This is a genomic window from Allobosea sp. 67-29 (assembly GCF_001898115.1).
GTDB lineage: Bacteria > Pseudomonadota > Alphaproteobacteria > Rhizobiales > Beijerinckiaceae > Allobosea.
Genome location: NZ_MKSQ01000008.1, coordinates 417,575 through 440,634 on the forward strand (window position 1 = coordinate 417,575; position 23,060 = coordinate 440,634).

A 23,060-nucleotide genomic window follows, 5' to 3' on the forward strand; every position below is an offset into this window, starting at 1 on the left:
CGGGCCTTTCTTTGGGGCCGCAACCGCCCGTTGTGGCCTAGGACCGGTGGGCCTGAAACACCTCCTTCGCCGCGAACAGGCCGTTGAGCGCCGCGGGGAACCCCGCATAGACCGACATCTGCACGAGAACCTCGACGATCTCGGTTTCGCTGAGACCGACGTTCAGACCCGCCGCGATATGGACCTTCAGCTGCGGCGCCGCATTCCCCATCGCCGCCAATGCGGCGATCGTGGCGATCTCGCGCTCGCGCAGGCCGAGGCCGCCGCGCGAGTAGATGTCGCCGAAGGGGAATTCGAACACGTAGGTCGCGAAGTCGGGCGCGATGTCGGCCAGCGCGGCAATCACGTTCTGCCCCGCCTGGCCGTCGACTTCAGCCAGCACGCGCCTTCCGCGCTCCAGCCGGCTTTCGCTTGCGTTCAGCTCTGATGAAGCCATGGTTCTCGATCCTCTTCTCGGTTTCGACATAGCCGTCGATCTTGGCATCGAGGACGAGAAGGCAGGCGTTGAGTTCGGCCAGGTGCGCACGAACCTGCTCGCGGTGCCTTTGCAACAATTCCCGGCGCGCCGCTTCGGTCCCGGAGCCTTCCTCGCGCAGCGCCGCGTAGCGCAGCATGTCGCGGATCGGCATCCCGGTCGTCTTCAGCCGGTCGAGAAACTCGATCCAGACCAGGATCGAGGCATCGTAGTCGCGGTGGCGGGATTGGTTGCGGTCGGCATAGGGGAGCAGCCCGATCCGCTCGTAGTAGCGGATCGTATGGGCCGAGAGCCCCGAACGCCGTGCCAGTTCACCAATCCTCATAACGCTCGCTTCTCATCACGATGCAAGGGAACTACTTCTTCGAGCGCACTCTAAGTCAAGCACCCGTTCCGCGCCTTCGCCGTGACGCGCGGCTCGGACGGCTCAGCGCCTCACAGGTCCTCACAGCGCGGAGCAATTCGGCATTGGCAAAAATCCGATCTTGCCGCCTCCGGGGCCTTCACAAGCAGGCAGTCGCGATATAGGTTAGAATTATTCCAATCTATGGACCAGCCATGAAGCGCCTCGACGACCTCGGCGAAGCCGAACTGCTCGCTCTCGCCATCGCCAGCGAGGAGGAAGATGCCCGGATCTACCTGACCTTCGCGCAGAAGCTGCGCTCGAATTATCCCCACTCCGCCAAGATGTTCGAGGAGATGGCGGCCGAGGAGAGCGGCCACCGACACCAGTTGCTTGCCCAGTACGAGCGGCGCTTCGGCACCGACCTGCCGCTCATTACCAGACAGGACGTCAAGGGCTTCCTTAAGCGCAACCCGGTCTGGCTGCACGAGGATCTGCAGCTCGAGGCGGCGCGCCGCCACGCGGCGGTGATGGAACTGGAATCCAGCCAGTTCTATGCTCGGGCGGCCGAGCGCGCCCACGATACCGCGACGCGCAAGCTCCTCGCCGACCTGGCCGAAGCGGAGCGTGGCCACGAGAAGCTGGCGGAGCAGCTCGACGACGAACTCAAGAGCTCGGGCGCGGCCGACGAGGAGGAAGAGACGCGCAAGCGCCTCTTCGTGCTCCAGATCGTGCAGCCGGCGCTGGCCGGGCTGATCGACGGTTCGGTCTCGACGCTGGCCCCGATCTTCGCCGCCGCCTTCGCCACGCATGATTCCTGGAACGCCTTCGTCGTCGGCCTCGCCGCCTCGATCGGCGCCGGCATCAGCATGGGGTTGACCGAAGCGCTCTCGGACGACGGCGTGGTGACCGGACGCGGCCACCCCTGGGTGCGCGGCGCCGCCTGCGGCATCGCCACCGCCATCGGCGGCCTCGGCCACACCCTGCCCTATCTCATCCCGGATTTCTGGCTGGCGACGGCGATCGCCGGCGTCATCGTCGCCTGCGAGCTCGTCATCATCGCCTGGGTGCGCTTCCGCTACATGGAAACGCCGTTCACCTCGGCGATCGTGCAGATCATCCTGGGCGGCCTCGCCGTGCTGGCGGTCGGCATCCTGATCGGCAGTTCCTGACGCGAAGCGTCGTCAGATGACGACGACCTTGGCGCCGACACCGACGCGGCCGTACAGGTCGATCACGTCGTCGTTGGTCATGCGGATGCAGCCTGAAGAGACCTCGCGGCCGATGGTGTTCGGCTCGTTCGTGCCGTGGATGCGGTAGAGCGTGGAGCCGAGATAGAGCGCGCGCGCGCCGAGCGGATTCTCGGGGCCGCCCGCCATGAAGCGGGGCAGATCGGGCCGGCGCTTCAGCATCTCGGCCGGCGGCGTCCAGCTCGGCCACTCGGCCTTGCGCGTGACCGTCTTGGTGCCGGCCCAGGAGAAGCCAGGACGGCCGACGCCGATGCCGTAGCGCAGCGCCCGGCCGCCGGGCTGCACCAGGAAGAGGAAGCGGTTCGGTGTGTCGACGATGACGGTGCCCGGCTTCTGCGGGCCGTCATAGGCGACCTCCTGCTTACGGAAGCGCGGCTCGATGACATACGGGATACCGGCCTGAGGCTCGGCGGGACGGCCGAGCGCCGCAACCCGGCCCTCCGGCCGCGATGCGCCTTGCAGGCGGCGCTCCTCCGCGAAAGGGTCGGCGCCGTAGCTGGAGGGCCCGCGCACCGCCTGTCCGTAGGCGTAGCCACCCGGACGGTTGTAGACGGCGCCGCCGCGGCCGTAGGGCGTCGGATCGCGCCCGGTCATCAGCATCTCGATGAGACCGCCGCCATAGTTCGCGCCCCCGCGGCGCGCCTGCAGCATCGGGTCGCCGCCGTAGCCCTGCGCGGCGGCCGGGCCGATCGCAGCGAGACCGCCCGCGACAGCCAGCAAGGAAAGGGTGGACGCTCGACGCATGACGCAACTCTCTCGCCGGAAAGACTGCGGGAAAGCCTGCGGGTCGGCATCAAAGGAATGGTGAATCATTGACTCTTCCGCCGCGCAATCCGCGCAGGAAGCGTCAATTCGCCAAATTAACCTTAGCATCCCGGCAAGGGACAGGGTGAAGGAAAGCTTTCGATGCCTGCCTCACCGGGGCTTTCGGGAGAGCGAAGCCTTTCGCGCGAGCCACCGCAGCCTCAGCCCGGTTCGCCAGTGCGCGACATCGCAAGCGAGGATCACGGCGCCGTAGATCAGACCGCCCAGGCCAATCTGCAGCACGAACTCCGGCAGCGGCGGCAGGCTGCCCCGCAGCGGCCAGATCGCCAGCGCCATGGCGAGGCCCGCCAGCAGGACGCAGGCCATGTCGCGCAGCGGCAGTCCCTTCGGCAGGGAGCGCAGGGCGACGAATCCGGTGATCAGCAGCACGGCGACGAAGCCCGCGCTCTGGGCGGCCGCGAAGCGCAGCGACGTAGCCGCGCCTGGCGCCCACAGCCAGGCGAGGTTCACGCCCAGGCCGGCGACCGCGACGACCGCCGCGATCAGGGTCCGCTTCTCGAGCAGGAAGACCGGGTAGATCGCCGCCTGGAAGAGCGCGATGGCGGCGAAACCCGGGAGCAGCGGCGCCATGAAGTGAGCGAAATGGCCGCGGAACGCCGCCGGTACGAAGAGTGCCTCGAAAGCCGGCAGGACCAGCCAGAAGCCGAGCGCAGCGGGCAGGACCACGGCGAGGACCAGCACCAGGTTGCCGGCGATGCGCCTGCGAGCGGCGTTGCGGCCGCGCGTCTCGTCGAGGCGGATGACCTCGCGCAACAGCACGATCTCGAGCATCGTCGCCAGCATCGGGAAGAGTCGCAGCCCGATATCGGAGGCGAGCGAGAAATAGCCGGATTCGGCGAAGCCATGCGCCTCGGCGAGCAGGCTGCGATTGAGCAGCGGAATCAACGAATAGACGGCGTTTCCGGCGACGAGCGGCAAGGCGTAGCGGAGAAAGTCGCGCGCCAGTTCCTTGCGCGCACCGGCGAATGAAACCGGCCCGTCGGAAAGTCGGGTGCGCACGCTCAGGACCGAGGCGATGGTGCCGACAAGGCCGGCCAGCAGCACGGTCGCCGGATCGCGCGTCAGCCAGGCGCCACCCACCATCAGGACGAGGACGATCACGGCCCTGACGAAGATCAGCCGGGCATAGGCGGCGTCGAGGAAGCGAGCCCGCGCGATGGCGCCGTGATAGTCGAACCAGCCGGCGCCGATCGCGGCCAGGACGGCGGCGGCGAGCAGGGCCCGCGGCAGGCCGCCATCGAACCCGGCGAGCAAGGCCAGGACGAGCAGCAGACAGAGCACCAGCGCGACCGCTGCAAAGAGCAGGTCCAGCGTCGCGCGGATGCTGGGGTCGCTCTCGCGCGTCTGCGCCGTATAGAAGCGCACCGCCGAAAGCTTCAGCCAGTCGAGAGCCGCCGTATTGACCAGGACGACCAGCGCCGCGCCGATCGCGTAGAGGCCGAACGCCTCGGGGCCGAGGAACAGCGCGATCAGCAGCCCCAGGACGAAATTCAACGCCGCATTGACGAGGAAGGGCAGGAGGACGGTCATCTCGCCTGGCTCATCCCCTTGTTTTCCGTCACGACACCCATGCGGCCGGCAACCTTGCGACTCGCAGGCAAGTCGCGAAACTCGGTGAAACATGGCGTAGCGGGGCGCAAATGGATTTCCAAGCGGAAGGTGCCGGAGCCTCGCAGCCGCAGCGGCCGGTCCGTGATCAGGCACTCTGATGTCCGAGCCGCTCTCCTTCTATCTCGTCGGCTGGGTGACGACGCTGATCATCGCGATCGGCAAGAGCGCCTTCGGCGGTGGCCTCGCCATTCTCGGCATTCCGCTGCTGGCGATGGTCACCACGCCGCAGAACGCCGCGATCATGGTCTCGATGCTGGTCTCGCTGATGGATCTGATGGCGCTCCAGCGCTTCGGCCGCGACACTTGGTCGAAGCCCGATCTGGTCTGGCTGCTGCCGGGGCTGGTCTTCGGCATCGGGCTCGGCTACCTCGTCTTCGTCCGCGTCGACCCGCGTATCGTCAACCTGATGATCGGCGTCGTGACGCTGCTCTTCACGGCGCACTGGTTCCTGAAGGGGCGCCTCGCTCCGCCGGGTAACAGGCCGGTCTCGCCAGCGCTGGCGCTGACCGCGGGCGCGGCCTCGGGCTTCACCACCTTCGTCGCCCATGCCGGCGGGCCGCCCGTCGCGATGTATCTGCTCGCACGCGGCCTGCCGAAGACGCTCTTCGTCGGCACCACGGTGGCGATCTTCACGCTCGGCAACTGGCTGAAGCTACCGCCTTATTTCAGCCTCGGCCTGAGGCACACCGAAGCGCTCTGGGGCGCGCTGGCCCTGGCTCCCGCCGTCCCGATCGGAATCTGGCTCGGCCGCGTACTGCATGATCGGCTTGAGCAGAAAGCCTTGTTCTTCTGGTGCTATGTCCTGCTCGCGGTCGCGGCGCTGAAGCTGACGGTCGATGCCGCCCTCGCCCTGATGCGATAGCGGCATGACGGAATGCCGCAGACCCACTAGGCGCGCATAAAATTTGTGCCTAGAGGCGCTGTCATGACCGTCCTCCCGCCGATCCGCCCCGCCCGCGACGCCGATTCCGAACCGCTCGCCACCCTGATCGCGGCGAGCTTCGCCGAATATCCGAACTGTCATTTCGCCTGGGAGGAATTCCCGGAGTTGAGGCAGCCGGCAACCGCTTTCGCCACCAAGGGCGGCAAGCTCTGGATCGTCGATGCACCGGGTGGCGGCATCGCCGGCTCGCTGGGCGTCACGCCGGTGGCGGAACAGAATGCGGTCGAGCTCACCAAGGTCTATGCCAATCCTGCCTTTCGCGGGACCGGGCTGGCGCAGGCGCTGTTCGCGGAGGCGCTCTCCTTCGCCGAAGCCGGCGGCTTCGCCGAGATGATGCTCTGGTCGGATACGCGCTTCGCCCGCGGCCATCGCTTCTACGAGAAGCTCGGATTCCGGCGCTGGCCCGGCGAGCGCTATCTCGCCGACGTCTCCGCCACCTGGGAATATCATTTCCGCAAGCCGCTGCGCAGCCCTGCATGACCTGGTCGACAGCGCTGCGCGCCGCGCTCGGCATCGCGCTCCTCACCGGCATGGACGCCGTCCTGAAGGGCCAGATGCAGAAGCATCCCTTCGCGCTGGCGCTGTTCATGCGCTTCGCCATGGGCGGGCTCTGCGCGCTCGCCGTCCTTCTCGTCGTCCGGCCTGCAAGGCCGACGCGCGAAAGCCTGATAGGCAACCTGGCCCGCATTCCGCTCGTCGTGCTGACCGCCGGCAGCTTCTTCTACTCGCTCTCGGTGCTGCCGATGGCGGAGGCCCTGACGCTGTCCTTCCTCGCGCCGGTCTTCGTCGCGCTGCTGGGCGGGCTGCTGCTCCGGGAAAGGATCGACAGACGCGTGCTGCAGGCGCTCGCCTTCGGCCTCGCAGGCATGCTGATCATGGTCTGGCCGCGGCTGCAGGGCCATGTCAGCGGCGCGGGGCTCGGCGTGGCAGCGGCTCTGTTCTCTGCCGTGAGCTACGCCTTCAACCTCGTCCTGCTCCGGCGCATCGCGATGCGCGAGCATCCGGCCGTCATCGTCGCCTTCCAGAATGTCGGACCGGCGCTGTGCCTCGCAGTGCCGGCGATGAGCGTCCTCGTGCCGATCAGCCTGACCGATCTGGCAATCTATCTCGGCGCGGGAGCGCTGGGCGTCGCCGGCCACCTGACCCTGACTTCAGCCTATGCCCGGGCGGCAGCGTCGAAGCTGGCGGCAATCGAATATACCGCGCTGATCTGGGCGAGCCTGCTCGGCTTCCACTTCTTCGGCGAGGTACCGCTCTACACGACCTATGCCGGCGCGCTCCTGATCGTCGCGGGCGCGGTCGCCGTCAGCCGGAGGTAGCCGCCACTCCCGCCCTCAGCCGCCCGTCTTCCTTGCCGCGAGGACGAGACAGGTCTCGGTGCCATGCGCCAGCAGCTTGCCGCGCGCGTCGACGAGACTGCCTTCAGTGGTGATGACCGATCCGCCCCGGTGGATCAGCCGGCCTTCGCAACGCACCGTGCCGGAATCCGGCATGACCGGGCGGACATAGTTCAGCTTCATCTCCAGCGTCGTGTAGCCTTCGCCGGGCTTCAGCGTGGAATGCGCCGCGCAGGCCATGGCGGAATCGAGGATCGTCGCGGTCCAGCCGCCATGAATCGTGCCGAGCGGATTGAAGAAGCGCGGCGACGGCCGGCCTGTGAAGACCACCCGGCCCTCATCCGCCTCGGCAAGCTCGAAATCCATGGTATCCGCAAAAGGCGGCGCCGGATTGCCGCCGGCAATGATCCCGCGCAGGAAGCTCAGCCCGTCACCCGCGACAAGCTCCTCGCGAGACACCACCCCAACCGCGCGCATCCTGTCGATCTCCATTCGTGTATCTGCACGATAGAGTTGCGAGCTGGCGGTGGTCAACCGATAAGCGCGGCCTCAGCGCTCGCCCCGTGCGGCGCGGCGCAGCGCCTTCAGTCCGTCGCGCGTCTCGCGCCAGCGCTCCTCGCCGAAGCCGCCCTCGATCTTGTCCTGTGCCGCGCGCCAATAGGGAATGGCGGCCTCGATCGCGGCCCTGCCCTTCTCCGTCACCGCGTAGACGGCGGCCCGGCCGCGGCACTCGACGGGCTCGACCATGCCCTCCGCCGCCAGAAGCTGGAGGTTGCGCGTCAGCGACGTGCGCTCCAGCGCGAAGCGCTCGGCCAGCTCGGTGATCGACTTCCACTGCCCCGTGCTCAGGGCCGACAGCAGCACGAACTGGGTGATCTTCAGCCCGCTGGGGCGCATCGCCTCGTCATAGGCACGCGTGACGGCGCGGGCCGTCATGCGCACGTGCAGCGCCACGCAGGAGCGGGCGATGTCGTCGAGACGGGCGTCGGGCGCAAGGATCGTCGCTGATGTCGTCATATAGCCATCTTAGCGTGTTCTGGGCTTGGCCGCAGCCGGCAGGCGAAGGGCTGCGACGTCGCGTGCACACGCGTTCACTTTATCGCTCGTCGCTTCCTTGACTCTCCTGAGCCCCACGCCTATCTGCGCTGGCATCTGTTAGCACTCTCCTGGGAGGACTGCTAACAGCCTCACCCCGGGGCCCTTCAGCGGCGCCCGAACCGAATATGACAAGAGGAAGACAGAACCATGAAGTTCCGTCCTTTGCATGACCGCGTCGTGGTCCGCCGCCTCGACAGCGAGGAAAAGACCAAGGGTGGCATCATCATCCCCGAGACCGCCAAGGAAAAGCCCCAGGAGGGCGAAATCGTCGCCGTCGGCCCCGGCGCGCGTGACGAGGCCGGCAAGCTCGTCGCCCTCGACGTCAAGAAGGGCGACCGCGTCCTGTTCGGCAAGTGGTCGGGCACCGAGGTCAAGATCGATGGTCAGGACCTCCTGATCATGAAGGAATCCGACATCATGGGCGTCGTCGGCTGATAGCCGCCTGACCGCCTCCTCACCTTTCCAGTTCCAGTCCAAGGAGTAGCTCTCATGGCTGCCAAAGACGTCAAGTTCGGCACCGACGCCCGCGACAAGATGCTGCGCGGCGTGGATGTCCTCGCCAACGCCGTGAAGGTCACGCTCGGTCCGAAGGGCCGCAACGTCGTGATCGAGAAGTCGTTCGGCGCTCCCCGCATCACCAAGGACGGCGTCACCGTCGCCAAGGAAATCGAGCTTTCCGACAAGTTCGAGAACATGGGCGCCCAGATGGTCCGCGAAGTCGCTTCGCGCCAGAACGACCATGCCGGCGACGGCACCACCACCGCCACGGTCCTGGCTCAGGCGATCGTCCGCGAGGGCGCCAAGTCGGTTGCGGCCGGCATGAACCCGATGGACCTGAAGCGCGGCATCGACCTCGCTGTCGAGGCCATCGTCGCCGACCTCAAGAAGAACTCGAAGAAGGTCACCTCCAACGCGGAAGTCGCGCAGGTCGGCACCATCTCGGCCAACGGCGACTCGTCGGTCGGCGAGATGATCTCGAAGGCCATGCAGAAGGTCGGCAACGAGGGTGTCATCACCGTCGAGGAAGCCAAGACCGCCGAGACCGAGCTCGACGTCGTCGAGGGCATGCAGTTCGACCGCGGCTATCTCTCGCCGTACTTCATCACCAACTCCGAGAAGATGATCGCGGAGCTGGACGACCCCTACATCCTCGTCTTCGAAAAGAAGCTCTCCTCGCTGCAGGCGATGCTGCCGATCCTCGAGGCCGTCGTGCAGACCGGCAAGCCGCTCCTCATCATCGCCGAGGACGTCGAGGGCGAGGCCCTGGCCACGCTCGTCGTCAACAAGCTCCGTGGCGGCCTGAAGGTCGCGGCCGTCAAGGCTCCGGGCTTCGGTGACCGCCGCAAGGCCATGCTCGAGGACATCTCGATCCTGACCGCCGGTCAGATGATCTCGGAAGACCTCGGCATCAAGCTCGAGACCGTGACGCTCAACATGCTCGGCCGCGCCAAGCGCGTGCGCATCGAGAAGGAGAACACCACGATCATCGACGGCGCCGGCAAGAAGAAGGACATCGAGGCGCGCGTCGGCCAGATCAAGGCCCAGATCGAGGAGACCACCTCGGACTACGACCGTGAGAAGCTCCAGGAGCGCCTGGCCAAGCTCGCTGGCGGCGTCGCGGTGATCCGCGTCGGCGGCGCGACCGAGGTCGAGGTCAAGGAGAAGAAGGACCGCGTCGACGATGCCCTGAACGCGACCCGCGCTGCGGTCGAGGAAGGCATCCTGCCGGGCGGCGGCGTCGCTTTGCTGCGCGCCCTCAACTCGGTCAAGGGCATCAAGACCCAGAACGACGACCAGAAGACCGGCGTCGAGATCGTCCGCAAGGCGATCGCCGCTCCGGCCCGCCAGATCGTCGACAACGCCGGCGATGACGGCGCGGTCGTGGTCGGCAAGCTGCTCGAGTCGAAGGACTACTCCTACGGCTACAACGCCCAGACCGGCGAGTACGGCGATCTGGTCAAGGCCGGCATCATCGACCCGACCAAGGTCGTCCGCACGGCGATCCAGGACGCGGCTTCGATCGCGGGCCTGCTGATCACCACCGAGGCGATGGTCGCCGACCAGCCGAAGAAGGACGCCCCGATGCCCCCGATGGGCGGCGGCGGCATGGGCGGCATGGACTTCTGAGGACGTCCAGCTTCTCACAGCTACAAGGAAGGCCCGGCGCAAGCCGGGCCTTTTTTCTTGAGCGCGGACGCGTCCAGGAAAGGAAAGGAAAGGGGTAGGCGTGAGATGTCGGCCGCGGGACCGTTCGCCCTCACCCCGTTGCAGCAACGCTCGGGCGCCCGCTACAGCGTCCAACCGCGACACCCCTTAACCCGCCCTCTCCCTCCGGAAGAGGGTTCCCAGCGCTTCCAAGTGCTCTGTCCGTTCACGGCGCGCCTCCGCCCACGCCATGCATCCGAAGCGGCCCGCTCGGGAGCCGATGCGATGTCATCGTCACCGCTCCTCGCCTATAAAAGCGGCAAGCGCCTCCAATTTGGACGCGCGATCATGCCAACCGATCGGGAGAGGCCCATGAAAACCTCGAAACTCCTCACCGGCGTCGCTTTCGCCGCCACGCTCCTCGCGGCGCAGGCCGCGCGCGCCGATATCACCATCGGCCTGATCGCGCCGCTGACCGGCCCGGTCGCCGCCTATGGCGAGCAGGTCAAGAACGGCGCCCAGACGGCCGTCGACGTGATCAACAAGGATGGCGGGGTGCTGGGCGAGAAGCTCGTGCTCAAGCTGGCGGACGATGCCGGCGACCCGAAGCAGGGCGTCTCCTCCGCCAATCTGCTCGTCGGCGACAAGGTGAAGTTCGTCGTCGGACCAGTGACCTCCGGCGTCGCGATGGCGACCTCCGACGCGCTCGCGGAGAGCGGCGTGCTGATGGTGACGCCGACCGCGACCTCGCCGGCGCTGACCACGCGTGGCCTCACCAACGTCTTCCGCACCTGCGGCCGCGATGATCAGCAGGCCGAGGTCGCCGCCGCCTATGCGGTGAAGAACCTGAAGGACAAGAAGATCGCGATCGTCCACGACAAGGGCACCTACGGCAAGGGCCTCGCCGACAACTTCCAGAAGGGCATTCACGCCGGCGGTCTCAAGGAAGTGGCCTATCTGGCGCTGACGCCGGGCGAGAAGGATCTTTCGGCCGTCATCACGCGGCTGAAGTCCGCCGGAGCCGACGTCATCTATTTCGGCGGCTACCACCCCGAGGGCGGCCTGCTCGCCCGCCAGCTCGCCGATGCCGGCGTCAAGGCGACGATCATCGGCGGCGACGGCCTCTCCAATACCGAATTCGCGGCGATCGGCGGCAACAACGCCACCGGCACGCTGTTCACCAATGCCAGCGACGCGCTGAAGAACCCGGATTCGGCAGCGGCCGTGGCCGCTCTGAAGGAAAAGGGCCTTCCGCCGGAGGCGTTCACGCTGAACGCCTATGCCGCCGTCGAGGTCATCAAGGCCGGCATCGAGAAGGCCGGCAAGGCCGATCCCTCGGCCACCGCCAAGGCGCTGCATGCCGGCATGGCGATCAAGACCGCCATCGGCACCCTGACTTATGGCAAGACCGGCGATCTGACCTCGCCGAGCTTCTCGATGTACAAGTGGGAAGCCGGCAAGATCGTCGCGGCGGAGTGATCCTCCCGGCCGGGGTGCCGCGCAGCCAGTCGCCGCGCCCCGGCCACCTACCATTCGCCTCTCCGGCAGATGACAATTTGCTCATCTCGGCGCAGCGCCATTGAAAGGCCATCGGCGCTGGGACATGGTCCGAATCATGGCATCGACCCCTTCCCGCCAGGATTTCAGCCCATGCGCCCGTTGAGTATCCTCGTCGCCCTGATGGCGGCTGCCGCGCTGGCGGTCGGCGTCCCGGCCGGTTCGGCCGGCATCATCGGGATGGGCATCGTCGGCCTGCTTCTGGCGGTCGTCACCTTCCGCTCGCCGACGCTGACCTTCTTCCTGCGCATCTTCTCCGGCATCTTCGCGATCGAATATGTGCTGTTCGCGGCGACGGCTCTGCTGGCCCAGGCAGGGCTGTGGCCGGCGTCCCTCGGCATCCCGCCGGTGCCGACCAGCCTGCCGACCACGGTCGGCGTCTTCGGCATCATGATCTACGCGATCTCCTTCGTGCCGGTGATCGCCCGCATTTCACGCATCGCCTCGCCCTTCTTCGAATCGGACGAGATCACCACGGCCAATCTCTGGCCGATCGGCCCCTACCAGATCCGGCTGGGACGACTGGCCGTGGCCCTGTTCGTTTTCCTCATCGTGCTGAACCAGGCGCAGGTCGGCATCACCCTCAGGATCTCGTTCTTCAGCCGCGACATGTACAACGCGCTGCAGAACAAGGACGCGGCCGCCTTCTGGTATCAGCAGCTCTGGGTCTTCATTCCATGGGCGACGATCTGGGTGGTTTCCGGCCTGGTCGAGATCTTCGCCAACTACACCCTGCTGATCCGCTGGCGGCAGTTCATGGCGCATGAATACACCGAGCGCTGGCTGAGCCATGCCACCCACTACCGGATCGCGCTCGCAGGCAGCGTCGACAACCCGGACCAGCGCATCGCCGAAGATACGCGCTCTTTCGTCAACCAGACCTACAACTTCGCGCTGCCGCTGCTCTCGCAGGTCTCCACGCTGGTCTCTTTCTCGATCATCCTCTGGAATATCGACGCGAAGTTCACCCTGCCGGGCACCGCGATCGAAATCCCCGGCTACATCTTCTGGGTCGCCTTCTTCTATGCCGCGGTCGCGACCTGGCTGACGCATTTGATCGGCCGGCCGCTGATCAACCTCGAATTCGAGCAGGAAAAGCGCGAGGCGAACTTCCGCTTCTCGCTGGCGCGCCTGCGCGAATATTCGGAGCAGATCGCGCTCATGGTCGGCGAGCCGACCGAGCGTGCGCATCTGGCCGGGCGCTTCCGCGCCATCGTCGAGAACTTCTACCGGCTGGTCTGGCGGCGGCTGAAGCTGAGCGCCTTCACCTTCTCCTACAATCAAGCCAGTGTCGTGGTTCCCACGATCATCCTTGCGCCCTACTACTTCGCCGGCACGATCACGCTCGGCGTGATGATGCAGGTCGCGGGCGCCTTCGACCGGGTGCAGACGGCGCTGTCCTTCATCATCAACAGCTATTCCTCGATCGCGCAGTACCTCGCCGCCATCAGCCGCCTGACGACCTTCGAGAAGGCGATCGCAGAGGCTCAGCACGGCCCGATCAGCGAGGATGCACTAAGCCGCGAGACCTCGCGAGACGGCGGCCTGCATGTCGGCAAGGCGGTGCTGGCGCTGCCCAACGGCCAGCCAATCGTCCGGCTGGACCGGCTGGACTTCGGCAAGACGCGCTCGACCCTGGTGATCGGCCCCTCCGGCTCGGGCAAGTCGACGCTGTTCCGCGCCATTGCCGGCATCTGGCCGTTCGGCGACGGCAAGGTCGGAATCCCGGCGCAGGCGCGGATCATGCTGCTGCCGCAACGCCCCTATCTGCCGCAGGGCACGCTGCGCGCCGCCCTCGCCTATCCGGAGCGCGAGGAGGCCTATGGCGACGACGCGATCCGCGAGGCGATGGCCAAGGTCAGACTCGGGCATCTGGCGGACAGGCTCGACGAGGTCGATCTCTGGGGCCAGCGCCTGTCGGGCGGCGAGCAGCAACGGCTGGCCGTGGCGCGCGCCCTGCTGAGCAAGCCGGACTGGCTCTTCCTCGACGAAGCCACTGCCTCGCTCGACGAGAAGCTCGAAGGCGAGATCTACGCGACGATCGATCGGGAACTGCCGCAAGCGCACATCGTCTCGATCGGTCACCGCGCCACGCTGCGCGAGATGCATGATGCCATCGTCACGATGGAACCGAACGAGGACGGCACCTTCACGCCGATCCCGACGGCAAAAGCGCCGGTCGCCTGAAGGCAGCCGGCGCCCGATCGAGCGGTTTCGACGGAGGCGCCGGATGCCCCGGCGCGGCCCCTTCCGCGGGACTGCTCAGAGCGAGCGGCTGAGCACCAGTTCGCCCGCACCGCCCTTGAGGACGAGCCGGCCGTTCACCAGGTCCCATTTCTGGGTGGCGCGCAGGGCGATGAGGAAGGTGCGCTCGAAATCGAGCGTGCCCTTGTCGCAGCTCCGCTTGGTGATGGCGATCGGCCCCACCGCGAAACCCTGCTGGCGCAGCGGATAGGCGGCAGCCGAGAAGGTGTTGCAGCCGGCGAAGCCCGTACCGCGCAGATTCTGGTCGATCAGCAGCGTGACCCGGCGATCATGAACCGGCTTGCCGTTGAGCTGAACGAGGCTCCAGCTGGCGCCGAGCGGGAAGGTCTTCTCCTGCTGCGGTGTCGGAATCGGCGTATTGCCGCCGCCGAGCTCCTGACGGGACGGCATCCTCTGACGCTGTGCGGCGGCTTCTCCGGGAACCAGCATCGGCACGACCAACGCGGCGAGGACGGCCGCAAGGCCAAGGCGTGGAGTCATCGTCATCTTACCTGCGTTCACGCGCGCGAAAGCGGCACGGGCCCCTTCATGGTTAAACGCCTAGAGGCCAATTCGTTCGGGATCAAGGCTGCCGCGCGCGAAAGCGCACAGCCCTTGCCACAAGCGGCCGGTCAGATACGGGCGTCGAGCCGCTCCAGCAACCGGTTCGCGCGGCGGAAGACATAGGCCGGGGCCGTGACCGTGATGTCGTCGGCGCCCTTGCGGTCGAGCTCCTCGACCAGCGCGAAAACCGCCTTGCCCGGGCAGTGCAGCGTCAGCGGCGCGCCGGCCAGCGGCGCTCCGAAGGGCAACCGCGCCCCGAAACTCTCCGTCAGGGCCGACAGCGCCGCGGCGTCGAGATCGAGCCTGGCGCGGATCTCGCGGATGGTGCGGCCCTCTTCCTCGGCGGCGATGCGGGAGAGAATGGTGCGGACCGCGGCCCGGGCCCGAGCGCTCCAGGGCGCGCGCGTCGACGCGACGAGATTGGCTTCGGAGGCGAGCATCACGCCGTCGTCGAGCACCTTCAGCGCGTTGGCGGCGAGCGTCGCGCCGGTGGTGGTGATGTCGACGACGATCTCGGCCGTGCCGGCGGCGGGCGCGCCTTCGGTAGCGCCCAGGCTCTCGACGATCCGGTAATCCGCCAAGCCGTGCTCGGCGAAGAAGCGGCGTGTCAGGTTCACATATTTGGTGGCGACGCGCAGCTTGCGGCCATGGCGGGCGCGCATGGTCGAGGCGACATCCTCGAGATCGGTCATGCTGCGCACGTCGATCCAGGCCTGCGGCACGGCGACGACGACATTGGCGTGGCCGAATCCGAGCGGGGTCAGCATCTCCACCGCCGCATCGGCATCGGACAACTGCTCGCGCACCAGGTCTTCTCCGGTGACGCCGAGATGGGCAGCGCCGGAGGCGAGCTGCGCGACGATCTCCGAGGCCGACAGGAAAGCGACCTCCGCGCCCTCCACGCCCGCGATCGTGCCACGATAGCCGCGCTCGCCGCTGGCCTTGACGAATTTCAGCCCGGCGCGGCCGAAGAAGGCGGTGGCGTTCTCCTGCAGCCGGCCCTTCGAGGGGACAGCGAGGACGAGAGGGGCGTCGGTCATGCGGCTTCTCCCGCCAGACGGTCGAGCCAGAGCGAGGCGCCGACCGCGGGAACCGCGCGCTTCGCCCCCAGGCGGCCGAGCAGATTGTCGTAGCGTCCGCCGCCGGCCACCGGCTTGGCGTCGCCACGGGCGGGGTCGTGCAATTCGAAGATGAAGCCGGTGTAGTAGTCGAGATTGCGGGCGAAACCGGCCGAAAACTGGATGGCACCGACATCGACCCCGCGTGCGGCGAGGAAGCCGGTGCGCTCGTCGAAGGCATCGAGCTCGCGATTGAGGTCGAGCGCGGCCTGGTCGGCCAGCGCCCGGAGCGAGGCGGAAGCGGCATCGGGATCGCCGACGATGGCCAGCACCTGGCCCAGCAGCGCCTTGACGTCGCCATTGACCGGGTTCTCGCGCTCGGCCGCGCGGGCGAGGAAGCGTTCGGCGATATCGGCGGCGCTGCGTCCGCCGACCGTCGAGATGCCGGCAATCGAGAGCACGTCCTCGACGAAGGCGCGGGCGGCCTTCGGGTCCTGCCCTTCGAGCGCCTTGAGCAGGCCGGCATGGGCGGCCTCGCCATCCGGTGCCGGAGGATCGAGCGCGGCGACGGCGTCAGTGCCCTTGCCTTGCACGATCGCGCGCACCAGCCGCCGACGCGCACCCTGCGACACCGCCAGGCGGTCGAGCAGCGCTCCAAGCAGCGCGACATCGCCCATGACGATCCGCGGCGCCTTCAGCCCGAGCGTAACGGCAGCCTCGACCGCCAGCGCCATGATCTCGGCATCGGTCGCGGTGAAATCCTCGCGCCCGAAGGATTCGAGCCCCGCCTGCTGGAATTCGCCGGGCTCGCCGGAGCGCATGCGGAAGACCGGGCCGGCATAGGCATAAGCCGCCGGCTCGGTCGAGCCGGAGGCGATGTGATCGAGCGCGACGGGAATGGTGTATTCGGGTCTCAGGCACCAGTCGCGGCCGTCGGCATCCTGCGTCATGAAGATTCGCCGGCGGATATCCTCGCCCGAAAGATCGAGGAAGACGTCGGCAGGCTGGAGGATGGCGGGTTCGGCGCAGGCGTAGCCCTCGCCGGCGAGAAGGGCGATCACGTCATCGATGCGGGCACGGCTTGCGGGCACGGGTCGTCCTGTCCTGTTGCGAGCGTCGTCCTAGCAGCGATACCCGGCGTTTTCGACAGATTTGAGCGAATTGGGTGAACGGTCTTTCCTCTCCGGCAAGGGAGAGGGCTCACGCGTGTCGCGCGAGAACCTTCTTCACGCCCTCGACCAGCTCGGCCACCGGCACCGCAAACTGCGCCTCGGCCTGCTTGGCCTTGTGCTCGGCCGAATCCTTGACGTCGCGGCTGGCGGCGGCGAGCTCGGCGCCGAGGATCAGGTCCTTGACGACGACCGTGCCGGCCTCGCGCTCCGACGAGCCCTGAATCACGGCGCAGACCGCGCCGCGCCGGTCGGCATATTTCATCTGGGCGTTGAAGCCGGAGCTACCCAGATAGAGATCGGCGCGGCAGAGCGACCTGCCGTCCTCGTCCCTCGCCTGCCGGAGCGAAGACACCATCGCCTGATAGCCCGGCATGAATTCGGGGCTTTTGTTGTCCATGGCGGTGACGACGACGAGCGGCAGCTCGCTCTTGCTGTCGACGATGGGCGACTTCACCGCCTTCAGCGCCGAATAGAGCCGGGAGACACCGATCGAGAAGCCGACCGCCGGCACCGGTTCGGGCCGGAAGCGGCCGACGAGGCCGTCATAGCGCCCGCCGCCGGCAACCGAGCCGAAGCGCACGACCTGCCCGTCCTCGTTGGTGACCGGAAAGGTCAGCTCCACCTCGTAAACAGAGCCGGTATAGTATTCGAGGCCGCGGACGACGGAAGGGTCGATGATGATGCGGCCGAGATACCCGGCCGCCGTGATCAGTTCGCGGATCTGCTCCAGTTCGGCGATGCCGGCCTGGCCGTTCTCGGCACCTTCGACGAGGCCACGCAAATCGGTAAGCGCCGCGGCTGAAAGCTTGGCGGAGCCTTCGCTGTCCCTGGCGTTCGTCTTGCCCAGCTCGGCAAGCTTCTGGCCGAGTTCAAGATAGCGCAGGATGCGGTCGGACTGCGCGCTGGAGAGGCCTGCGCCCTTGGTGAAGTCGCCGCTCTCGTCCTTGCGGCCTTCGCCGAGGAGCTTGCGGACCTCCTCCAGCGGGAATTTGTCGGCCTTGTCGATCGCGCGCAGCACGGTGAGGCGCGCAGCAGCATCGATGCCCGCCGCGTCCATCACGCCGTCGAGCACCTTACGGTTGTTGACCTTCACGACATAGTCGCCGCGCCGGATGCCGAGCGCTTCCATCGTGTCGGCGGCCAGCATGCAGATCTCGGCATCGGCCGTGACCGAGCCGCTGCCGACAATGTCCGCATCGAACTGCATGAACTGGCGGAAGCGGCCCGGCCCGGGCTTCTCGTTACGGAAGACATAGCCGACCTGATAGCCGCGATAGGGTTTCGGCAGCGCGTCGAAATTTTCCGCGACATGGCGGGCGAGCGGCGCCGTCAGGTCGTAACGCAGCGAGAGCCACTGCTCGTCATCGTCCTGGAAGGAAAAGACGCCCTCGTTCGGCCGGTCCTGATCCGGCAGGAATTTACCGAGCGCATCGGTGTATTCGACAAAGGGCGTCTCGACCGGATCGAAGCCATAACGCGAGAAGCTCTCGCGGATGACTGCGAGCATGCGCTCGGTGGCAGCAACATCGGCGGGGCCGCGATCGACGAAGCCGCGCGGCTGGCGGGCCTTCAGCTTGGCAGGGGCGGTCTTGTCGGCGGACATGGCGTGCGAAACTCGGACAATCAACAAAAAGTCGATTGCGGGTTAGACCGTACGAGCGCCAGGGGCAAGCGCGTCCTTCTCGCTACTCAGCCACCAGTTGCGCAGGCCGCAACGGCCGGTCCTCGATCCCCGCCCGCGCCAGCTTCTCCGGCAGCGGGCCACCGGTCGCCCAGTCCAGCAATTCGGCCGTATGCACAACCGGCGTGGTGGCTCCCTTGTCGGCAAAACCCTTCGCGAGCTGGGTCATGCAGCCGATATTGCCGGTCGCGACCAGCATCGGCCTGGTGCGCTCGATATTGCCGACCTTGCGCTCGCGCAGCTTCCCTGCGATCTCGGGCTGCAGGATGTTGTAGACGCCGGCCGAGCCACAGCAGATATGGCCCTCCGGCACGTCCTTGACCTTGAAGCCTGCACCCGAGAGCAAGCGCTTCGGCCCGTCCTTGAGCTGCTGGCCGTGCTGCATCGAGCAGGCCGAGTGATAGGCGATCGGCATCGCGACGTCGCGGACAGGCGCAAGTTCCAGCGTCTCCAGGAACTCGGTGACGTCCTTGGCCAACGCGGCGACCTTCGCCGCCTTCTCGGCATAATCCGGCTCGTTGCGGAACATGAAGCCGTAATCCTTGATCGTCGTGCCGCAGCCGGAGGCCGTGATCAGGATGGCGTCGAGCCCTTGGCCGTCGATCTCCGCGGTCCACGCGTCGATGTTCTTCCGGGCGAAGGCGAGCGCATCGTGCTCCTGCCCCATATGATGGACGAGCGCGCCGCAACAGCCCTCGCCTTTCGGCAGCACGACCTCGACGCCATGGCGGTTGAGCAGGCGGATCGTCGCCTCGTTGATCGCGGGATCGAGCACCGGCTGGGCGCAGCCCGAGAGCAGCGCGACGCGCCTCTTGCGCCCGGCCGACGGCGGGAAGCTGCGCGGTCCCTCCATCGCCGAGCGTGTCGGCAGGCGTGCGGGCGCCAGGGCCAGCATCGCCTTCAGACGCGGACCGAAGACGGGCAGCAGGCCGAGAACAGGAGCGAGGGGCTTCGCCGGCAGCGCCGCCAGCATCGCCGCGCGGAAGCGGCCGGGATAGGGCAGGATCGCCGCCAGCACCTTGCGCAGCAAACGATCATGCCAGGAGCGCGTATAGGTCTCCTCGATATGGGCGCGGGCATGGTCGACGAGGTGCATGTAGTGCACGCCCGAGGGGCAGGTCGACATGCAGGAGAGGCAGGATAGGCAGCGGTCGACATGCTTCACCACCTCTTCGGTGGCGGGCTTGCCGTTCTCCAGCATGTCCTTGATCAGGTAGATGCGCCCGCGCGGGGAATCGAGCTCGTCGCCGAGCAGCAGATAGGTCGGGCAGGTCGCGGTGCAGAAGCCGCAATGCACGCAAGTGCGCAGGATCTTCTCCGAAGCCGGCATGCGCGGGTCGGAGGCGAGGCGCTCGGGGGTGAAGTTGGTCTGCATGGCGCGTCAGGCTCCACCCTGCCAGGCCTTGATCCAGTCCATCGGCCAGAGCAGCATGATGACGTTGAGGGTCAGGTTGTCGCGGATCAGCCAGCCGACGATCAGCTCCATCGCCAGCGCGCTCGAAACCGTCAGCCAGACCGGCGCCAGCCGGGCGATCAGGAAGCCGAGCACCATCGCGAGGATGTCGCAGACCGAATTCAGGACGCTGTCGCCGTAGTAGTCGAGCGAGATCGTGGCCGAGCGATAATGCTCGATCACGGCCGGCGAATTCTCGGTGATCTCCCAGGCGCTCTCGATGACGATGGCGAGCAGCAGCGCGGCGCCGAAGGAGATCGGCAGGCCGGTGACGCGGCGGATCAGCCAGAACAACCCGTAAAACAGGAAGCCATGAATGATGTGCGAGAAGGTGTACCAGTCGGCGATGTGCTGGGAGTTCTCGGAGGAGAACACCTGTCCCTGCCAGAGCTTCACATAGCCGCATTTGCACATCGGCTCGCGGCCCATCGCCAGCAGGATCGCCGCGGCGGCGGCCACGAGCAGCAGAGCCGCCCCTGCAACGGCGAGCCGGTTCAATCGCCCGGAGGCCCAGCGCGTCCGTGGCTCGGCCAGGTCGGTGGAGATCGATTCGGTGAGCGCCATCAGATCCCCGCATACATCCGGCCGGGCTCGAAGATGCCGGCCGGATCGAAACTCTTCTTGATGCCGACTGTCACACGTATCAGCGGCTCGGACAGAGGCTGGAAGACCGCGACGGCGGCGCGGATCGCATCGGGCGCGCGAACCAGCGTCGCATGGCCGCCGAGCGGCTTCAGTGCTGCGCGGATGGCCGCTGAGCCGGCGTCGCTTCCGGCCGGCGCTGCAAGCCAGACCAGGCCACCGCCCCAATCGTAGAACCAGCGGGCGCCGGGCAACATCTGCGCGATGGCGCTTGCGGCTCTCGGGCTGTCGGTCGGCTTGACCGACAGGCGCCAGACCGCCTCCTGCGTCCCGGCGAAGAAGGCCGCGTCGCGGATATGACGCCAGAGCGCCGCCATGGGCTCGCCTTCCAGATTGTCGGGCACGCCATATTCGCCGAGCAGCAGCGCGAGCTCGCCGGAGCGGTATCGAAGCGAGTCCGGAAAATTCTCCAGCCGCAGGAGCGTCAGCGCCTCCTCGCCGCCGAGGCCGGCGGGCAGATGCGCCGCCGCCATCGGCTCGAAGGGCGAGCCCAGCGCCTTGGACAAGAGCGCGACGCCCTGAGCATCCGAGAGGCCGCGCCATTGCAGCGTGGCGGTCTCGGCGGGCTTCGGCAGCACGCGGAAGGTGACCTCGGTGAGGAAGCCGAGCGTGCCGTAGCTGCCGCAGACGAGCTTCACGAGATCGAGGCCGGTGACGTTCTTCATCACCCGCCCGCCGGATTTCACCATCTCACCGCGGCCATTGACGAGCCGCACGCCGATCAAGGAATCGCGCGCGGCGCCGGCGTTGATGCGGCGGGGGCCAGAGACGTTGCAGGCGGCGACCGCACCGATGGTCGGCGTGCCGTCGGAGCCGAAGAGCGGCCGGTGGTCCATGGGCTCGAAGGGCAGCATCTGGCCGCGCTCGGCCAGCGTCTCCTGTACGGTTTCCAGCGGCGTTCCGGCGCGGGCGGCGATGACCATCTCGGCCGGCTCATAGAGCGTGATGCCGGTGAGGCCGGCGCTGGACAGGGTGCTCGCCACCTGGGGCGGGCGGCCGAGACCGGCGCGCGTGCCGCCGCCGCGCAAGGTCAGCGGCACGGCGTTCTCGACGACGGATTTCACGACGGCGCAGGCCTGCGCCTCGGTTGTGGGCGTGTGGATGATCACGCGGCGATCCGCCCTTCCAGCGGGAAAACCTTGGCCGGGTTGAGCAGCCAGCGCGCGTCGAAGACCGCCCTCACCCGCATCTGCTGGGCGAGATCGGCCTCGTTGAACTGGACCGTCATCAGGTCGCGCTTCTCGATGCCGACGCCGTGCTCGCCGGTGAGGCAGCCGCCCACCTCGACGCAGAGCTTGAGGATGTCCATGCCGGCATCCTCCGCCTTCTGCGCCTCGACCGGGTCGTTGCAGTTGTAGAGGATCAGCGGATGGAGATTGCCGTCGCCGGCGTGGAAGACGTTGGCGACGCGCAGGCCATAACCCTTCACGATCTCGTCCATGCGCTTGAGCACGTAGGGGAGCTGACCGGTCGGGATCGTGCCGTCCATGCAGATGTAGTCGGCGATGCGGCCGGTCGCGCCGAAGGCCGATTTGCGCCCCTTCCAGATCGCCGCCGCCTCCATCGCCGATTTGGATTCCTTGACGGTGGTGACGCCGTGTTCCCGGGCGATGGCGACGATGCGGGCAAGCTGCGCGTCCATCTCGGCATCCGAGCCCTCGACCTCGATGATCAGGAGCGCCTCGACATCCATCGGATAGCCGGCCTTGGCGAAGGCCTCGCAGATCTCGATCGCCGGCTTGTCCATGAACTCCATCGCGACCGGGATGATGCCCGCGCCGATGATCGCAGCCACGGCCGCGCCCGCCTGCTCGCTGGTCGGGAAGCCGAAGAGCACGGGCCGCGCGCCTTCGGCCGCCCGCAGGATGCGGACCGTTGCCTCGGTGACGATGCCGAGCTGCCCCTCCGAGCCGTTGATCAGGCCGAGCAGATCGTAGCCGGGGGCATCGAGATGGGCGCCGCCGATCTCGACAACCTCGCCATCGAGCATCACCATCGTGACGCCCAGCACATTGTTGGTGGTGACGCCGTATTTGAGGCAATGGGCGCCGCCCGAGTTCATGCCGATATTGCCGCCGATCGAGCAGGCGAGCTGGGAGGACGGGTCGGGCGCATAGAAGAAGCCCTCGGCCGAAACGGCACCCGTCACGGCGAGGTTGGTGACGCCCGCCTCGACCCTGGCGACGCGATTGGCATAGTCGATCTCGAGGATGCGGTTCATCTTCGAGACGCCGATGACGACGGCATCCTCCTGAGGGATCGCTCCGCCCGCGAGCGAGGTGCCCGAGCCGCGCGGAATCACAGGCACGCCCTGCTCCAGGCAATAGCGCAGCACCGCCGCGACCTCCCGGGTCGTCTCGGGCAGCACGACGGCCAGGGGCATGCGGCGATAGGCGGTGAGTGCGTCGGTCTCGTAGGGTCGCCGCTCGTCGTCGCTGGTGATCAGCGCCTGCGGCGGGACGAGTCGCGCCAATCCGGCGATGATCGCATCGCGGCGGGCGAGAATGCCGGCATCCGGCGCCGGAAAAGCAATCGCGCTCATCTCCCTCCCCCTCGCGAGCCACATCGCTCCGATCACTGATTGCGCTGCAGACTAGACCAATTCAAGGCCCCTTGCAGCGTGTGTGGAAAGCCAGCAATTATTTCCAAAATGGAAAAGGTG

Annotated in this window: 22 protein-coding genes; 8 read left to right on the top strand and 14 right to left on the bottom strand. The window is 67.2% G+C overall.

Features of this window, described 5'->3' with window-relative positions; genetic code table 11:
* Nucleotides 1-37: 37 nt before the first annotated feature.
* Together BGO20_RS08590 and BGO20_RS08595 are read right to left on the bottom strand one after the other, a co-directional pair.
* On the bottom strand, nt 38-436 hold the full coding sequence (locus tag BGO20_RS08590; protein WP_291661460.1) for a carboxymuconolactone decarboxylase family protein: 399 nt from the start codon (nt 434-436) through the stop codon (nt 38-40).
* Nucleotides 372-800, bottom strand: coding sequence for a MerR family transcriptional regulator (locus tag BGO20_RS08595; RefSeq protein WP_291661462.1), 429 nt, complete (start codon nt 798-800; stop codon nt 372-374). The genes BGO20_RS08590 and BGO20_RS08595 overlap by 65 nt, the downstream gene beginning before the upstream one ends.
* Before the next feature lie 233 nt (nt 801-1,033).
* On the opposite strand from BGO20_RS08595, the gene mbfA reads away from it, so the two are divergent.
* On the top strand, nt 1,034-1,990 hold the full coding sequence (mbfA, locus tag BGO20_RS08600; protein WP_291661463.1) for an iron exporter MbfA: 957 nt from the start codon (nt 1,034-1,036) through the stop codon (nt 1,988-1,990).
* Nucleotides 1,991-2,002: 12 nt separating this feature from the next.
* Here mbfA and BGO20_RS08605 read toward each other — a convergent pair whose 3' ends face one another.
* Together BGO20_RS08605 and BGO20_RS08610 are read right to left on the bottom strand one after the other, a co-directional pair.
* Nucleotides 2,003-2,812 carry a L,D-transpeptidase gene (locus BGO20_RS08605; protein ID WP_291661464.1) on the bottom strand — a complete coding sequence of 270 codons (810 nt, stop codon included), beginning with the start codon at nt 2,810-2,812 and terminating at the stop codon, nt 2,003-2,005.
* Between the two features lie 171 nt (nt 2,813-2,983).
* On the bottom strand, nt 2,984-4,423 hold the full coding sequence (locus BGO20_RS08610) for a lipopolysaccharide biosynthesis protein (protein WP_291661465.1): 1,440 nt from the start codon (nt 4,421-4,423) through the stop codon (nt 2,984-2,986).
* Between the two features lie 178 nt (nt 4,424-4,601).
* Between BGO20_RS08610 and BGO20_RS08615 the strand changes: the two genes are divergently transcribed.
* The 3 genes from BGO20_RS08615 to BGO20_RS08625 all read left to right on the top strand — a co-directional run bounded on the left by BGO20_RS08615 (nt 4,602) and on the right by BGO20_RS08625 (nt 6,766).
* Nucleotides 4,602-5,366: a sulfite exporter TauE/SafE family protein gene (locus tag BGO20_RS08615; RefSeq protein WP_291661466.1), complete on the top strand. Its 765-nt coding sequence runs from the start codon at nt 4,602-4,604 to the stop codon at nt 5,364-5,366.
* A 63-nt stretch (nt 5,367-5,429) separates the two neighbouring features.
* Nucleotides 5,430-5,927, top strand: coding sequence for a GNAT family N-acetyltransferase (locus tag BGO20_RS08620; protein ID WP_291661467.1), 498 nt, complete (start codon nt 5,430-5,432; stop codon nt 5,925-5,927).
* Nucleotides 5,924-6,766 carry a DMT family transporter gene (locus tag BGO20_RS08625; protein ID WP_291661469.1) on the top strand — a complete coding sequence of 281 codons (843 nt, stop codon included), beginning with the start codon at nt 5,924-5,926 and terminating at the stop codon, nt 6,764-6,766. The genes BGO20_RS08620 and BGO20_RS08625 overlap by 4 nt, the downstream gene beginning before the upstream one ends.
* Before the next feature lie 15 nt (nt 6,767-6,781).
* On the opposite strand, the gene BGO20_RS08630 is transcribed toward BGO20_RS08625, so the two are convergent.
* Together BGO20_RS08630 and BGO20_RS08635 are read right to left on the bottom strand one after the other, a co-directional pair.
* On the bottom strand, nt 6,782-7,261 hold the full coding sequence (locus BGO20_RS08630) for a PaaI family thioesterase (RefSeq protein WP_298921831.1): 480 nt from the start codon (nt 7,259-7,261) through the stop codon (nt 6,782-6,784).
* A 72-nt stretch (nt 7,262-7,333) separates the two neighbouring features.
* The gene (locus BGO20_RS08635) at nt 7,334-7,801 is read right to left on the bottom strand and encodes a MarR family winged helix-turn-helix transcriptional regulator (RefSeq protein WP_291661471.1); all 468 of its coding nucleotides are present in this window, start codon (nt 7,799-7,801) and stop codon (nt 7,334-7,336) included.
* A gap of 228 nt (nt 7,802-8,029) precedes the next feature.
* Here BGO20_RS08635 and groES point away from each other — a divergent pair, with 228 nt between their 5' ends.
* The 4 genes from groES to BGO20_RS08655 all read left to right on the top strand — a co-directional run bounded on the left by groES (nt 8,030) and on the right by BGO20_RS08655 (nt 13,771).
* Nucleotides 8,030-8,317 (top strand): co-chaperone GroES, encoded by a 288-nt coding sequence (groES, locus tag BGO20_RS08640; protein ID WP_089176366.1) that lies wholly within the window; start codon nt 8,030-8,032, stop codon nt 8,315-8,317.
* A 54-nt stretch (nt 8,318-8,371) separates the two neighbouring features.
* Nucleotides 8,372-10,009 (top strand): chaperonin GroEL, encoded by a 1,638-nt coding sequence (gene groL, locus BGO20_RS08645; protein WP_291661472.1) that lies wholly within the window; start codon nt 8,372-8,374, stop codon nt 10,007-10,009.
* A gap of 390 nt (nt 10,010-10,399) precedes the next feature.
* The gene (locus BGO20_RS08650; RefSeq protein ID WP_291661473.1) at nt 10,400-11,506 is read left to right on the top strand and encodes a branched-chain amino acid ABC transporter substrate-binding protein; all 1,107 of its coding nucleotides are present in this window, start codon (nt 10,400-10,402) and stop codon (nt 11,504-11,506) included.
* Nucleotides 11,507-11,677: 171 nt separating this feature from the next.
* Nucleotides 11,678-13,771 (top strand): ABC transporter ATP-binding protein/permease, encoded by a 2,094-nt coding sequence (locus tag BGO20_RS08655; RefSeq protein ID WP_291661474.1) that lies wholly within the window; start codon nt 11,678-11,680, stop codon nt 13,769-13,771.
* A gap of 75 nt (nt 13,772-13,846) precedes the next feature.
* Here BGO20_RS08655 and BGO20_RS08660 read toward each other — a convergent pair whose 3' ends face one another.
* The 8 genes from BGO20_RS08660 to BGO20_RS08695 all read right to left on the bottom strand — a co-directional run bounded on the left by BGO20_RS08660 (nt 13,847) and on the right by BGO20_RS08695 (nt 22,940).
* Nucleotides 13,847-14,329 carry an META domain-containing protein gene (locus BGO20_RS08660; protein ID WP_291661475.1) on the bottom strand — a complete coding sequence of 161 codons (483 nt, stop codon included), beginning with the start codon at nt 14,327-14,329 and terminating at the stop codon, nt 13,847-13,849.
* Nucleotides 14,330-14,460: 131 nt separating this feature from the next.
* Nucleotides 14,461-15,432 (bottom strand): ATP phosphoribosyltransferase, encoded by a 972-nt coding sequence (gene hisG / locus BGO20_RS08665; RefSeq protein WP_291661477.1) that lies wholly within the window; start codon nt 15,430-15,432, stop codon nt 14,461-14,463.
* A complete protein-coding gene (locus BGO20_RS08670; RefSeq protein ID WP_291661478.1) occupies nt 15,429-16,541 on the bottom strand; it encodes an ATP phosphoribosyltransferase regulatory subunit in 1,113 nt (370 codons plus the stop codon). The genes hisG and BGO20_RS08670 overlap by 4 nt, the downstream gene beginning before the upstream one ends.
* A gap of 109 nt (nt 16,542-16,650) precedes the next feature.
* Nucleotides 16,651-18,225 (bottom strand): histidine--tRNA ligase, encoded by a 1,575-nt coding sequence (hisS, locus tag BGO20_RS08675; RefSeq protein WP_291661479.1) that lies wholly within the window; start codon nt 18,223-18,225, stop codon nt 16,651-16,653.
* Nucleotides 18,226-18,307: 82 nt separating this feature from the next.
* Nucleotides 18,308-19,678 carry a glycolate oxidase subunit GlcF gene (glcF, locus tag BGO20_RS08680; RefSeq protein ID WP_291661481.1) on the bottom strand — a complete coding sequence of 457 codons (1,371 nt, stop codon included), beginning with the start codon at nt 19,676-19,678 and terminating at the stop codon, nt 18,308-18,310.
* A gap of 6 nt (nt 19,679-19,684) precedes the next feature.
* Nucleotides 19,685-20,320: a DUF2585 domain-containing protein gene (locus tag BGO20_RS08685; RefSeq protein ID WP_291661482.1), complete on the bottom strand. Its 636-nt coding sequence runs from the start codon at nt 20,318-20,320 to the stop codon at nt 19,685-19,687.
* Entirely contained in the window at nt 20,320-21,507 is a 1,188-nt protein-coding gene (gene glcE / locus BGO20_RS08690; RefSeq protein WP_465246012.1) for a glycolate oxidase subunit GlcE, read from the bottom strand. Before glcE ends, BGO20_RS08685 begins: the two co-directional genes overlap by 1 nt.
* Entirely contained in the window at nt 21,504-22,940 is a 1,437-nt protein-coding gene (locus BGO20_RS08695; protein WP_291661483.1) for an FAD-linked oxidase C-terminal domain-containing protein, read from the bottom strand. Before BGO20_RS08695 ends, glcE begins: the two co-directional genes overlap by 4 nt.
* Between the last annotated feature and the right edge of the window lie 120 nt (nt 22,941-23,060).

Excerpts from the sequence above, each read along its gene's own strand:
- BGO20_RS08590 (WP_291661460.1), bottom strand. The coding sequence starts at position 436 with ATGGCTTCATCAGAGCTGAACGCAAGCGAAAGCCGGCTGGAGCGCGGA.
- BGO20_RS08595 (WP_291661462.1), bottom strand. The coding sequence starts at position 800 with ATGAGGATTGGTGAACTGGCACGGCGTTCGGGGCTCTCGGCCCATACG.
- mbfA (WP_291661463.1), top strand. The coding sequence starts at position 1,034 with ATGAAGCGCCTCGACGACCTCGGCGAAGCCGAACTGCTCGCTCTCGCC.
- BGO20_RS08605 (WP_291661464.1), bottom strand. The coding sequence starts at position 2,812 with ATGCGTCGAGCGTCCACCCTTTCCTTGCTGGCTGTCGCGGGCGGTCTC.
- BGO20_RS08610 (WP_291661465.1), bottom strand. The coding sequence starts at position 4,423 with ATGACCGTCCTCCTGCCCTTCCTCGTCAATGCGGCGTTGAATTTCGTC.
- BGO20_RS08615 (WP_291661466.1), top strand. The coding sequence starts at position 4,602 with ATGTCCGAGCCGCTCTCCTTCTATCTCGTCGGCTGGGTGACGACGCTG.
- BGO20_RS08620 (WP_291661467.1), top strand. The coding sequence starts at position 5,430 with ATGACCGTCCTCCCGCCGATCCGCCCCGCCCGCGACGCCGATTCCGAA.
- BGO20_RS08625 (WP_291661469.1), top strand. The coding sequence starts at position 5,924 with ATGACCTGGTCGACAGCGCTGCGCGCCGCGCTCGGCATCGCGCTCCTC.
- BGO20_RS08630 (WP_298921831.1), bottom strand. The coding sequence starts at position 7,261 with ATGCGCGCGGTTGGGGTGGTGTCTCGCGAGGAGCTTGTCGCGGGTGAC.
- BGO20_RS08635 (WP_291661471.1), bottom strand. The coding sequence starts at position 7,801 with ATGACGACATCAGCGACGATCCTTGCGCCCGACGCCCGTCTCGACGAC.
- groES (WP_089176366.1), top strand. The coding sequence starts at position 8,030 with ATGAAGTTCCGTCCTTTGCATGACCGCGTCGTGGTCCGCCGCCTCGAC.
- groL (WP_291661472.1), top strand. The coding sequence starts at position 8,372 with ATGGCTGCCAAAGACGTCAAGTTCGGCACCGACGCCCGCGACAAGATG.
- BGO20_RS08650 (WP_291661473.1), top strand. The coding sequence starts at position 10,400 with ATGAAAACCTCGAAACTCCTCACCGGCGTCGCTTTCGCCGCCACGCTC.
- BGO20_RS08655 (WP_291661474.1), top strand. The coding sequence starts at position 11,678 with ATGCGCCCGTTGAGTATCCTCGTCGCCCTGATGGCGGCTGCCGCGCTG.
- BGO20_RS08660 (WP_291661475.1), bottom strand. The coding sequence starts at position 14,329 with ATGACTCCACGCCTTGGCCTTGCGGCCGTCCTCGCCGCGTTGGTCGTG.
- hisG (WP_291661477.1), bottom strand. The coding sequence starts at position 15,432 with ATGACCGACGCCCCTCTCGTCCTCGCTGTCCCCTCGAAGGGCCGGCTG.
- hisS (WP_291661479.1), bottom strand. The coding sequence starts at position 18,225 with ATGTCCGCCGACAAGACCGCCCCTGCCAAGCTGAAGGCCCGCCAGCCG.
- glcF (WP_291661481.1), bottom strand. The coding sequence starts at position 19,678 with ATGCAGACCAACTTCACCCCCGAGCGCCTCGCCTCCGACCCGCGCATG.
- BGO20_RS08685 (WP_291661482.1), bottom strand. The coding sequence starts at position 20,320 with ATGGCGCTCACCGAATCGATCTCCACCGACCTGGCCGAGCCACGGACG.
- BGO20_RS08695 (WP_291661483.1), bottom strand. The coding sequence starts at position 22,940 with ATGAGCGCGATTGCTTTTCCGGCGCCGGATGCCGGCATTCTCGCCCGC.